Raw genomic sequence first — 12,814 nt, 5'->3', positions numbered from 1 at the left:
CCGGCTAGGCTTTGCGGAAAATCATCTGGACGGGGGCGATCGTGCCCGCCTTGATGGCGTCGATCATATTGGCCATCTTCTGGCCGACTGTCGGTCCCATCAGGAGGTGCAGTCCGAGCGGCGACGGCTTGGCGCCGGCCGCCTGGGCGCGGATGCGGTGGAAGAAGTCGAGCGCCATCGGCCGGCGGTCCGTCTCGCCGTCGAGCCGGAAGCCTGCTTTTGCCGCCGCGTCGCGATAGGCATCGGGCGCCGCAAGCGCCGACAGTTCCTCGCGCTCGGCCCAGGGGACGGGAAACGCGAGGGTGCCGTCTCCGGTGCGCATCACCTCGTAGACGGCGAAGACGCCAGCCGGACGCAGCACGCGGTGCGCTTCCTGGAAGAGCTTCAGCTTGTCGGCAATGTTCATCCCGACATGCAGCAGCGTCGCGAAATCGAACGAAGCGTCGGCGAACGGAAGATCGAGCGCACTTCCGACCCTGAAGACGACGCGGTCGCCCATGCCGGCCATGCTGGACAACGTGCTTGCGGCTTCCACGAAATCCGGCGTCAGGTCGACCCCGGTGACGTTGGCCTTCTTCTCCAGTGCGATCGTGCGGGCCGGCCCGCCGATGCCGCAGCCGATGTCGAGCACATCCATGCCCGGCTTGATCTCCAGCTCCGAAAGCAGGGCGGCGGTGGCTTCCGCGCCGCCGATATGGAATTCGTCCACGAGCTTCAGGTCGCCCGGCTCGACATGATCGGGATCGCGCCCCATCGCCTGCAGCCCCGCGCGGATGCGGGGAAGCACGTCATAGGCGGAATAGTGCCGGCTTACGCCTTCCTCGATGTCGCTCATCGATCATCCTCCCGCTCCTCGAAGCGCCCGATGGATGCTCTCTGCAGCGTCGCGACCAGCCGCGACCGCTGCGACCGTCAGGTCCTCGCGCGCGTCGGCGACGCAGTCACCGCCGGCCCAGACCTTGGCATTCGACGTGCGCCCTTCGGCGTCGACCTCGATGCGGCCGTCCCGCATGGCGATGGAAGCGCCACTGCCGTTGAGGTGATCGCCGACGAAGGTCTGGCCGATCGCCTTGAACACCTGGTCGGCGGGGACGGTGACCGTCTGGCCGAGCCCGACGAGCCTGCCGTCCTGCATCTCAGTGTATTCCAGCTCGATGCCGGCCACCTTGCCGGACTGTGAGACGACACGCCTGGGCTGCAGCCAGTGGCGGATGGTGACGCCCTTCGACGCCGCCAGGTCCTGCTCGAACTCGGACGCGTTCATATGCTCCTTGCCGCGCCGGTAGACGATCGTGACTTCCTCGGCGCCGAGCAGCTTCGACTGCACCGCGGCGTCGATCGCGGTCATGCCGCCGCCGACGACGACCACCTTGCGGCCGACGGGAAGCGAGGCAAGGTCCTCGGCCTGGCGGAGCTCGGCGATGAACTCGACGGCATTGTCGACGCCGCCGGCATCCTCGCCCTCGGCCCTCAGCGCATTGACGCCGCCAAGCCCCATGCCGAGGAACACCGCGTCATAGGCGGCGGCGAGGTCGGCAAGATGGATGTCGCGGCCGAGCGCGCGGCCATGCTCGATGGTGATGCCGCCAATGGCGGTGACGTAGTCGACCTCGGCCTGCGCGAAATCGTCGGTGCTCTTGTAGGCCGCGATGCCGTATTCGTTGAGGCCGCCGGCTTTTTCCTTCGCCTCGAAGATGGTGACGTCATGGCCGTAACGGGCGAGGCGATGCGCGGCGGCAAGACCGGCGGGGCCGGCGCCGACGACGGCGATCTTGCGGCCGGTCGGCGCGGCTCTTTCGTAGAACTGCTTGCCGGCCGTCATCGCCGTGTCGGTGGCGTAGCGCTGCAGGCGGCCGATCTGCACCGGTTTGCCTTCCGCCTCCTCGCGCACGCAGGCCTCCTCGCAGAGCGTCTCGGTCGGGCAGACGCGGGCGCACATGCCGCCGAGGATGTTCTGGTCGAAGATCGTCTTGGCCGAGCCTATCGGATTGCCGGTCGAGATCTGGCGGATGAACAGCGGAATGTCGATCTCGGTCGGGCATGCATGCATGCAGGGCGCGTCGTAGCAGAAATAGCAGCGATCGCTTTCGACCAGCGCCTCGTGGTGATCGAGCGGAGGATGCAGGTCCGCGAAATTGTCGTCGTATTGGGAAGGCGCCAGACGTCCGCCGGCAATGCCTTCCTTGAACTGGCCTTCGGGCATACGGAATTCCCCATTATTGGTTTTTCCGGAAGGCTAGCACGTTTTGATTTTTTATCAATCGGTCAAATTTTGCCCAAGCCCTTGATTTCAAAGCGTAAAAACATGATAATGTTAGTCAAGTTATAGAGCTGAAGCACCTCAGAGCTCGGCGTAAAGGGCGCCGGCATCCTCGAAACCGTAGCGGATGGGGACCGGCCGGTCCGGCTGCCACGCCGTGACCGCCTCCCCCACCATCAGGCGGCATGCGCCCTCGGTATCGGTCACGGCTCCACCGTAAAGCCGGTTTGCGAGGTTGAGGATGCCGGTCTGGTGCATGGCGGCCGATCCGCTGCCGCAGGCGTCCTTCACCAGCACGACCCGGAAGCCGAGCTTCAGCGCGGCCTTCACCGTGGCGTCGACGCAGGCCTCCGTCCAGACGCCGCAGACGAACAGCCACTCGGCGCCTGCCGCCTTCAGCTCATCGCCCAGCCCGGTGCCGAATGCGTTGGCCTCGGACTTGATGACAAGCCGCTCGCCGTCAAGCGGCGCGACCTCGGGACAGATGGCGGTCAGCGGATCGTCCTTGTCGCTGAAGGCCGAGCGGCCGTCCGGCAGCTTGGGATGATGCGGAAGCGATGCGGCGGCATCGACGATATAGGCGAAATGATAGACGGGAATGCCGTTTTCCCGGGTGGCGTCCTGCAGCCGCCGGACATTGGCGACGACGCCGTCGAAGCCGACGGCGAGAAGGCGTCGGTCCTGGCGATGCTCCTCCTGCAGGTCGATGCAGAGCAGGGCCGCCCGGTCGCGAGCAACGGTGAGCGGTGTCTTCATGGACCCGATTTCGCTCATCCGCGCATGCGCTCAAGATTGGCGTCGAACAGCGGCGCCGGCTGGATGCGCGCCGGATAACGCTTGCCGAGCAGCTCGATCTCGAAGCCGCCGGCAGCGTCGGCGATCTCCTTCGGCACGTAGCCCAAGGCGACGGAGAGTTTTGACCCGTGCGCGTAGCCGCCCGAGGTCACCCAGCCTTTCACCTGCCCTTCATGCCAGATCGCCTCGTCGCCGATCACGTCTGCGTCCTCAGCGTCGAGGATGAAGGCCCGCAGCCTGAGCTTGCCGCCTGCCTGCTTCTCGGCGAGCGCAGCCGCCTTGCCGATGAAGTCGGCCTGCTTGCCGTAGGCGACGAAGCGGTCGAGCCCGGCTTCGAGCGGCCCGTAGATCGGCCGGTACTCGCGCGCCCAGGAGCCGTAATTCTTCTCCAGCCGGAGCGCGTTGAGCGCGCGGCTGCCGAAAAGCCTGATCCCGAACTCGTCTCCGGCAGACATCAGCGCATGGAAGACGCTGCGCTGGTATTCCGGCGCCATCCAGATCTCGTAGCCGAGATCGCCGGTGTAGCTGACGCGCCCGACCAGGCAGGGCGACATGCCGATGTCGATGCGCCGGATTCCCATGAACGGGTGTGACTCGTTCGAAACATCCGCGCGGACGACCTTCTCCAGCAAATCGCGGGCACGTGGTCCAGCAATTGCTAAACCGACCAGCGAGAGGCCGAGGGCTTCGACGCGTACAGAGTTGTCAGACGGTAGGTGTTGTTCAAACCAACGCATGTGGAACTGCTCGGCCACGCCGGAGCCGAAGATCATCCATTCCGGAGCGTATTCTCTCAATGCACTCGCTCTTTCGACACCCCAGCGCTCGGCAAGGGTTTCCGATTCCGCGCGTCGTTCGTGGCGCGGCTCTATAAGCAGCGGCGGTTCCACCCCCTCCCCGCCTACATTGGCGAGCGTGAAGTCGCCGATCAGCCTGCCGTCCTCCTTCAGCATGGGAGCAAGCGTCATGCGGCCCGGCTTGGGCAGCTTGCAGGCGAGCAGCCGGTCGAGCCAGGCTTCGGCCCCCTGCCCCACGACCCGGTATTTGGCGAAGGACGAGATTTCGGTGAGGCCGACACGCTCGCGCACCGCCTTCACCTCGTTGCCGACGTGCTCGAAATCGGACGAGCGGCGCCACGAAAACTCGTCCTTCACGCCTTCGGGCGCGTACCAGAGCGGCACCTCCAGCCCGTACGCGACCCCGAACTGCGCGCCTTTTTCGGCCAGCAGATCGTAGACGGGCGTGGTCTTGAGCGGACGTGCGGCCGGCAGTTCCTCGTTCGGGAAGCGGATCGAGAAGCGTCTGGAATAGTTTTCGCGCACCTTGGCGTTGGTGTAGGCCATGGTCGCCCAGTCGCCGTAGCGCGCGACGTCCATCGCCCAGATGTCAAAGCCGGGATCGCCATGGATCATCCAGTTGGAGAGAGCGAGGCCGACGCCGCCGCCCTGGCTGAAGCCGGCCATGACGCCGCAGGCAACCCAGAAGCCCGGCAGCCCGCGCACCGGGCCGACCAGCGGGTTGCCGTCGGGCGCGAAAGTGAAGGGGCCGTTGATGATCTGCTTGATGCCGGTGTTCTGGAAGGCCGGGAAGTGACGGAAGCCGACTTCCAGCGACGGCGCGATACGGTCGATGTCCGGTTCCAGCAACTCGTGGCCGAAATTCCACGGCGTGGTGAATTCCGACCACGGCTTGTTGGCCTTCTCGTAGGTGCCCATCAGCATGCCGCCGCGCTCCTGGCGCAGGTACAGCTCGCCGTCGAAGTCGACCGCGTGGATCACCTCGGTGCCGGTTTTCTGATTCCACTCGGCGACTTCGGGCATGTCCTCGGTGATGAGATACATGTGCTCCATGGCGAGCACAGGCAGCTCCAGCCCGACCATGCGGCCGACCTCGCGCGCCCACAGCCCGCCGGCATTGACGACATGCTCGGCGATGACCTCGCCCTTGTTGGTGACGACGCGCCACCTGCCGTCGGCCATCCGCACGATGTCCTCGACCTTGGTGAAGCGCTCGACCTCCGCTCCCAGTTTTCGCGCTGCCTTGGCATAGGCGTGCGTCACGCCCGAAGGATCGAGGTGGCCGTCCTCCGAATTTCTGACGGCGCCGACGAACTGTTTCGGGTCGATGAGCGGCATCAGGCGATGCGCTTCCTCGGCGGATATCTCCTCCAGGTCGAGGCCGAGATAGCGGCCCTTGGCGACGACACCGCGCAGCCAGTCCATGCGCGCCTCGGTCGCGGCAAGCAAAACGCCACCGGTGACATGCACGCCGGTCGCCTGCCCCGACAGTTCCTCGATCTCCTTGTAGAGTTCGATCGTGTATTTCTGCAGCTTGGCGACGTTGGGGTCGCCGTTGATCGTGTGCATGCCGCCGGCGGCATGCCATGTCGAGCCAGACGTCAGTTCGTCGCGCTCCAAAAGCACCACATCCCTCCAGCCGCTGCGGGCCAGATGATAGAGCACGGAGCATCCCACCACGCCTCCGCCGATGACCACGACCTGCGCATGCGATTTCATGTTTTCGTCCGTTGTTTCAAAGAGTTGCAGGATTTTTAGGAATCTGGATACGAAGGGGTTGAATCGGAATATGAAACTTCACGGCTCGCCGTCCCCGATCTCTTCACGGCGCTTCGCCACATAGGCCTCCAGCGCCTCGCTTATCGCGGGATCCATCGCTGGCTGCTGGTATTCCTCGAGCGCCTTCTTCCAGAGCTTTGTCGCGCGCTGGGTAGCGTCGAGCGCACCTGCCTCAGTCCACGCCTCGAAGTTCTGCCAGTTGGACAGCATCGGCTGGTAGAAGGCGGTGGAGTAGCGTTCCAGCGTGTGCGGCTCGCCGAAGAAGTGGCCGCCGGTCGGCACGCGACCGAGCGCTTCTACGGCGAGTTCCCCCTCGTCCACCCTGATGGGTTCGAGAAACGCCATCATGTGCTGGATCATCTCGACGTCGATGATCAGCTTCTCGTAGCTCGCCGTCAGCCCGCCCTCCTGCCAGCCGGCGGCGTGGTAGACGAGATTGCCGTGGCCGAGGACGGCGCCCCACAGCGCCATCATCGTCTCGTAAGCGCCCTGCGCGTCGGCGACGTTGGATGCGCTGCCGGGAGTGGTGCGGTAGGGGAGTGAATAACGGCGGGCGAACTGGCCGGACGCGACGTTGGCCTTGGTGTTCTCCGGCGTGCCGAAGGCCGGCGCGCCTGAGCGCATGTCGACATTCGAGGTGAAGGCGCCGTACATGACCGGAGCGCCCGGCCTGACCAGCTGAGTCAATACCACGCCGAACAGCGCCTCGGCATTCTGCTGCGCCAGCGCACCGGCGAGGGTCACCGGGCTCATGGCGCCCATCAGCGTGAACGGCGTCACCGCGACCGACTGGCCGTGCTCGGCCATGGTGATCAGCCCTTCCGACATGGCGTCGTCGAAGCGGCGCGGTGAATTGACCGAGATGATCGTCGTCACGCCGGGGTCGTTACGCATCTGGTCGAGCGTCAGGCCGCGCGAGATCGCCATCATCGATATGCCGTCGAGCGCCCTGCCCCGGCCGATCGCCGAAACGTGGAAGCTCTTGTCGGTCAGCGTCAGGTTGGCGAAATAGGTGTCGAGGTGGCGCGAATTCGCCGGCAGCTCGATCGGCGCGCAGACCTGGTTACCGAGCATGTGGATGCAGTTGAAATGCTGCGCCAGGCGGATGAGGTCGGAATAATCGCGAAGGTTGCCGGCGCGGCGTCCACGCTCCATGTCGTGCACATTGGGCGGCCCGGCGACCAGCGTGAAGTTGATCGTGTCGCCGCCGAGATGGACGGCGTGGCTCGGATTACGCGGAGTGAGCGTATAGGCGGACGGCGCGGTCTTCAGCGCCTCGGCCACCAGCCCGCGATCGAGCCGCACCGTCTGCGTCGCATGGTCGACCGAGGCGCCGGCCTTCTCGAACAGCGCCAGCGCGCGGGCGCTCATCACCTCGATGCCGAAATTCTCGAGGATATGCAGCGAAGCCTCGTGGATGGCCTCGATCTGGTCGGCCGAGAGCAGCGCCATCGGCGGGTAGGGATTGCGCACGCGGCGGAGCGGCAGTTGAGGGATCGCAGCCGGTCCCTTGGCGGAGCGCTCGGTGCTGCGGCGGCGTCTTGTTTCGGTCATGCCGGCATAACAATCGCGCGCTGGCCGGTCCGGCTATCGGAAAACCGTCCTTTTCCGGACAGGTTTGTCGTGATCGCGTCACTTCGGATGACGAGTGCCAAAATTCCGACAAGATGGGTCGTATTCCTCGCGCGGCCCGTCCAGGGCGATCCGGCCGTCCTTAACCTCCCCGCTTAACCTCATTGTCACAAGGACACTTCCCGCGGCGCTTCCACGCCCCTATCTACGGCGGCCGCAGGGTTAACAGTTAGTGCAACAATCCTTTCAGCTTTTAAGCCTATTGATCGGTTAATGCTTCGTTCGAGCTTGAGTAAAATTGTAGCTGTGTTCGCATTGGTGCTCGCGCTGTCCGCATGCGCGTCGGCGCCGAGCCACATCAACAATGTCTGCAGGGTGTTCGACCAGAAGAACGGCTGGTTCGAGAACTGGCGCACGGCCGCCGAGAAGTCAGAGCGCAAATACGGCGTGCCGGTGCCGGTGCTGATGGCGACGCTGCGCAAGGAATCCGGCTTCCAGCACAATGCCAAGCCGCCGCGCACCATGCTGCTCGGCTTCATCCCCTGGAAGCGGGCCTCGTCGGCCTATGGCTATTCGCAGGCGCTGGACGGCACCTGGACGCAATACCAGAAGGAAACCGGCAACGGCTCGGCCAAACGCAACAATTTCGCCGACGCGGTCGATTTCGTCGGCTGGTACCATTCCAAGACCGCCGATCGGTTCGGCGTGTCGAGAACCGACGCCTACAATCTCTACCTCGCCTATTATTTCGGCTGGAGCGGCTACGGCCGCGGCGACTGGGCGCAGAAACCCGGCCTGCAGCGCTATGCACGGGAGACGGAGAAAATGGCGCGCGAATACGAGCAGCAATTGCAGGAATGCAATTGAGGCCGCAGCCTACTGCGGCTTCTTCTTTGCGTCTTCCTCGTTTTCGGCTTCGGTAGGTTCGAAGGCCGAGGGCACGTCCTCATCGTCGGCCTGCCGTCCGTCGCCCACCGTGCGCGGCGTCAACGGCGCCGAGTGCGAGTGATCGTCGTCCGCATGCGGCTCGGAGGTCTCGTCGCGGCGCTCGTGCTGACGCGCCCGCATCGTCGCCTCCGCCTCCTCGGCATCCTCGCCGAATTCACCGGCCTGGACAGTCGCGTTCTTGCCACGCGGACGCTTCGGCGGCTCGCCGGCATAGCCCGGGCCGACGCCGTGCGGCGCATCCTCCGGCACACCTTCGTGGGAGGCGTGCTGGACGTCGAAGCGTATCACCGGCTCCATGCGCGAGAGCACGTCGTCGTCCAGCCAGCACAGGCTCTTGTGGCCGTCGCCGAGATCCTTCACCGGCGGCACCTTCGTCTCGCAGAGATTGTCCGGCACCAGATGCTTGTAGCGGCAGCGCGTCTGGAACGGGCAGCCGGTCGGCGGGTTCATCGCCGAGGGAATGTCGCCCTCGAGAACGATGTGCGTCTTGACCACGCTCGTATCCGCGATCGGGATCGCCGACAGCAGCGCCTCCGTATAGGGGTGATAAGGTGGCGAGAATATCTGGTCGGTCGTGCCCTGCTCGACGATGTAGCCGAGATACATGACGACGACGCGGTCGGCGATGTAGCGCACCACGGACAGGTCGTGGCTGATGAACAGCATCGTCGTCTTGTTCTTGCGCTGGATATCCATCAGGAGCTCGGTGACGGCGGCCTGCACCGACACGTCGAGCGCCGAGACCGGCTCGTCCGCCACCACCACCTTGGCGGCGCCGGCGAATGCGCGCGCGACACCGATGCGCTGCTTCTGCCCGCCTGAAAGCTGGCGCGGCATGCGTTCGGCGAAGGCGCGCGGAAGCTTCACGAGGTCGAGCAGCTCAAGCATGCGCTGCTTGCGGTCGGCGACCGTCTTGCCAACCTTGAACTTCTCCAGCGTCCGGATGATCTGCGAACCGACCGAATGGCTGGGGTTCAACGTGTCGAACGGGTTCTGGAACACCATCTGGATCGACGACACCGTATCGACGTCGCGATTCTCGATGCCGGTCGACTGGATCTCCGTGTTGCCGAGCATGACGGTGCCGGCCGACGCCGTCTCCAGCCCGAGCAGGACTTTCGCCAGCGTGGACTTGCCGCAGCCGGACTCGCCGACGATCGCCACCGTCTCCGACTCGCGCGCGATGAAGCTGATCGTCTCGTTGGCCTTGACGGTGCGCGGCTCCGCCCCGCCGAAAATCTCGTTGGCGGCGACCTTGTAGTATTTCTTGAGATCGTCGACCTTGAGCATCGGCGCGCCGGGCGTCACCGGTTCCTTCTCCTGCTTGGCGCCCTCGGGCAGCGCCTCCCAGTCGATCTCGTTGAAACGCACGCAGCGCGAGAAATGGTTCTCGTGCCCCTCGACCGGGATCATCGGGATCTCGGCGGCGTTGCAGACGCCCTCGACGAAATGGTGGCAGCGCGGTCCGAAATTGCAGCCCTTCGGCCGCTCGTGCGGCAGCGGCAACTGGCCGGGGATGGCGACCAGCGGCCGCGAGTTCTTGTCGGCGCCGGGTAGCGGGATCGAGCGGAACAGCCCTTGCGTATAGGGGTGCCGCATGCGGTCGAAGACGTCCTTGATGTTGCCGGTCTCGACGGCTTCGCCGGAATACATGACAGTGATGCGGTCGCAGGTCTCCAGGATGAGGCCGAGATTGTGCGACACGAAGATCATCGATGTGCCGAGTTCCTTGCCGAGCCCCTTTACGAGCTGGACGATGCCGGCCTCGACCGTCACGTCGAGCGCCGTGGTGGGTTCGTCGAGCAGGAGCAGCGCCGGCTTCGACAGCAGCGCCATGGCGATGACGATGCGCTGCTGCTGACCGCCCGAAAGCTGATGCGGATAGGATTTCATCATCCGTTCCGGATCGGGCAGCCGCACCGCGCGCACCGTCTCCAGCGCTCTTTTGTAGGCCTCTTCCTTCGACACCTTGTCGTGCAGGATCGGCACTTCCATGAGCTGCTGGCCGATCTTCATGGCAGGGTTCAGGGAAGCCATCGGCTCCTGGTAGATCATAGCGATCTCGTTGCCGCGGATGGAGCGCAGCTCCTCCTCGGTCAGCTCGCCCATGTCCTTGCCCTTGAACTTGATGCGGCCGCCGACGATCTTCCCGACGTTCGACAGGTCGCGCATGATGCCGAGCGACACCGTCGACTTGCCGCAGCCGGATTCGCCGACGATGCCCATCGCCTCGCCGGGCATCACCTTGCAGGAAAAGTCCATCACCGCGGGGATCTCGCCGCGGCGCGTGAAGAAGGAAATCGACAGGTTCTCGATGTCGATGATGGGTTCGGCGTCGTCGATGTTCGTGGCTTTCACAGCTTCGTTCATCATCCGCTCTCCTATCGCATGGCCTTTTCCGGAAACCGGCAACCGCTTTCGGCGGCCATGCGGATCAGTCTTTCATCGATTGCTCGCGCAGTGCGTCGGCAAGCAGGTTCAGGCCCAGCACGAAGCTCATCAGGGCGATCGTCGGTGGCAGCGCCGGGTGGATGAAGGAACGCAGCAGACGGCTGGCGTCCTTGATCGCGGTGCCCCAGTCGGGGCTCTCCGGCGCCAGGCCTAGGCCGAAATAGCCCAGCGTGCCGAGCAGGATCGTCGTGTAGCCGATGCGCAGGCAGGCATCGACGATCAGCGGTCCGCGCGCGTTGGGCAGGATCTCCCACAGCATGATGTACCAGGGCGTCTCGCCGCGCGTCTGCGCCGCCGCCACATAGTCGCGCGTCTTGATGTCCATAACCAGCCCGCGAACGATGCGGAAGACGCCGGGACTGGACGCGAAGACGACCGCCACGAAGATGTTGAGCTGGTTGGGCGCGATCGAGACGATGCCGAGCGGATCGGCGTCGAAGACGAGACCGATATAGACCCAGCCGCCGAGCAAGATGGTCAGCCCGAGCAGCACGTAGAGCCGGTCCGGCCGGTTCTTGAAGCGCGTGTAGAACAGCGTCAGGAAGAAGATGATCGGGAACAGGAAGAACAGTCCGGCGAGCCCGTAGGGGATCGGCGTGTCCATTATTCCAGGCGTCACCAGCAGATAGAAGAGCAGGATGACGGGGAACGCCAGCACGAGGTTGGCGAGGAAGGAGAGGATCGAGTCGATCCGCCCACCATAATAGCCGGCCGGCAGGCCAAGCGTGATGCCGACCATCAGCGCGAAGGCAGTCGCCGCGGGCGCGATGATCAGCACGATCTTGCTGCCGAACACCATGCGCGAGAACACGTCGCGGGCGAGCTTGTCGCCGCCGAAGAAATATATGTTCTGCGTGCCCGGCTCGATCGCGCCCGGCAGCGCATCCTTCATGACCGGCACCTGGCCGAGCGGGTCGAAGGGCGCGATCGTCGAGGCGAAGATCGCCGTGAACAGCCAGAAGAAGCAGATCGAGACGCCGGCTATGCCGACGCCGCTGTCGAACAGCTGGCCGTAGAGGCCGAGTTTCTTCTTGTAGAAGAAGCTGATGCCGAGCACGATCGCCAGCGCCAGCCATACCGGCCAGAAGCGGCCGATGACCCCGACGATGATCTGGAAGACGCCGATATATTCGATCCCCATGCGCGGTGTCCCCTACTGCACCCGGATGCGTGGATTGAGATAGGCGTAGCCGATGTCCGAGATCAGCTGCGTCATCAGAACGATGAAGACCGACACCAGCGAGCATCCGAGCAGGAGGTCGATGTCGTTGTTGCCGGCCGCCTCGACCAGCGTGAAGCCGAAACCCTGGTAGCGGAACATCGTCTCGACGATGACGACGCCGGTGAGCAGCCACGGAAACTGCAGCATGATGACGGTAAACGGAGCGATCAGTGCGTTGCGCAGCGCGTGCTTGATGACGACGCTGGAGAAGGAGAGCCCCTTCAGCCGCGCAGTGCGGATATATTGCTGCGTCATCACCTCGACCATCGAGGCGCGGGTCATGCGCGCGATGTAGCCGATGCCGTAGACCGCCATCGTCATCACCGGCAGGGTGAAATTGTAGAAGGTCAGCCCCTGCCCGGTCGCCGAAGCCGCAGAGCCGTTCAGCCAGCCGAGCCAGGAAGCGAAGATGACGGTGAAGATGACGCCCGACACATATTCCGGCGTCGCCGTCGTGGCGATCGAGGCGACGGAAAGCGTCCGGTCCGTGCGCGACCCCTCCCTCATGCCAGCGAGGATGCCTATCAGCAGCGAGATGGGAACCATCGTCGCCATCACCCAGAACATCAGCTTGCCGGTGGCGGCGAGCGCCGGGAAGAGCTTGTTCGCAACCAGCGTCTTGAACTTGGTCGAGCAGCCGAAATTACCCTGCAATATGCCGCCGAAATACGGCTCCGCCGGTTCGTTGCAGTAACTGAAACGGGGCACCGCCTTGCCGGTCGCCGGATCGACGTTGGGCTGCTTCTGGACAACGCCCAGCCACTGGCCGTAGCGGACGAAGAAATTCTGCCGGTAGCCATTCTTCACCAGCCACTGCTCGATGTCCGCATCGGACGAACGCATGTCGAGCTGGCTGATCGAGAGTTTCCGGAGATTGGGCTCCAGATTGACCATGAAGAAGACGACGAGCGTCAGGCACAGCATGGTCAGCAGCATGGTGCCCAGACGCCGCGAAATGAAGGTCAGCATTGCACCCCCTGCCTAACGGGT

The 12,814-nt window shown here is 64.5% G+C and carries 9 protein-coding genes; 1 reads left to right on the top strand and 8 read right to left on the bottom strand.

All coding sequences use genetic code 11. The features are described 5' to 3' along the window. Positions 1–4: 4 nt before the first annotated feature. The 5 genes from D8676_RS08250 to D8676_RS08230 all read right to left on the bottom strand — a co-directional run bounded on the left by D8676_RS08250 (position 5) and on the right by D8676_RS08230 (position 7,185). Positions 5–835, bottom strand: a complete 831-nt coding sequence (locus D8676_RS08250) for a methyltransferase domain-containing protein (RefSeq protein WP_121580350.1) — start codon at positions 833–835, stop codon at positions 5–7. 3 nt (positions 836–838) lie between these two features. Continuing rightward, positions 839–2,203, bottom strand: a complete 1,365-nt coding sequence (locus D8676_RS08245; RefSeq protein ID WP_121580349.1) for an NAD(P)-dependent oxidoreductase — start codon at positions 2,201–2,203, stop codon at positions 839–841. A gap of 138 nt (positions 2,204–2,341) precedes the next feature. Further along, the gene (locus D8676_RS08240) at positions 2,342–3,016 is read right to left on the bottom strand and encodes an isochorismatase family protein (RefSeq protein WP_121580472.1); all 675 of its coding nucleotides are present in this window, start codon (positions 3,014–3,016) and stop codon (positions 2,342–2,344) included. 14 nt (positions 3,017–3,030) lie between these two features. After that, positions 3,031–5,571 carry an FAD-dependent oxidoreductase gene (locus tag D8676_RS27545; protein WP_210210713.1) on the bottom strand — a complete coding sequence of 847 codons (2,541 nt, stop codon included), beginning with the start codon at positions 5,569–5,571 and terminating at the stop codon, positions 3,031–3,033. A gap of 78 nt (positions 5,572–5,649) precedes the next feature. Next, the gene (locus tag D8676_RS08230) at positions 5,650–7,185 is read right to left on the bottom strand and encodes a trimethylamine methyltransferase family protein (protein ID WP_121580348.1); all 1,536 of its coding nucleotides are present in this window, start codon (positions 7,183–7,185) and stop codon (positions 5,650–5,652) included. Between the two features lie 291 nt (positions 7,186–7,476). Here D8676_RS08230 and D8676_RS08225 point away from each other — a divergent pair, with 291 nt between their 5' ends. Then, positions 7,477–8,070 (top strand): transglycosylase SLT domain-containing protein, encoded by a 594-nt coding sequence (locus tag D8676_RS08225; RefSeq protein WP_121580347.1) that lies wholly within the window; start codon positions 7,477–7,479, stop codon positions 8,068–8,070. A gap of 9 nt (positions 8,071–8,079) precedes the next feature. Here the strand turns inward: D8676_RS08225 and D8676_RS08220 are convergent, their stop codons facing one another. From D8676_RS08220 to D8676_RS08210, 3 genes are all read right to left on the bottom strand, one after another. Continuing rightward, positions 8,080–10,521 carry an ABC transporter ATP-binding protein gene (locus D8676_RS08220; RefSeq protein ID WP_121580471.1) on the bottom strand — a complete coding sequence of 814 codons (2,442 nt, stop codon included), beginning with the start codon at positions 10,519–10,521 and terminating at the stop codon, positions 8,080–8,082. A 64-nt stretch (positions 10,522–10,585) separates the two neighbouring features. Then, complete coding sequence (locus D8676_RS08215) at positions 10,586–11,743, bottom strand: ABC transporter permease (RefSeq protein ID WP_121580346.1); 1,158 nt, start codon at positions 11,741–11,743, stop codon at positions 10,586–10,588. Between the two features lie 12 nt (positions 11,744–11,755). Continuing rightward, complete coding sequence (locus D8676_RS08210) at positions 11,756–12,793, bottom strand: ABC transporter permease (protein WP_121580345.1); 1,038 nt, start codon at positions 12,791–12,793, stop codon at positions 11,756–11,758. Between the last annotated feature and the right edge of the window lie 21 nt (positions 12,794–12,814).

This window comes from Mesorhizobium sp. YM1C-6-2, assembly GCF_003666685.1.
GTDB lineage: Bacteria > Pseudomonadota > Alphaproteobacteria > Rhizobiales > Rhizobiaceae > Mesorhizobium_K.
This window is presented reverse-complemented; position numbering and strand designations above follow the sequence as displayed.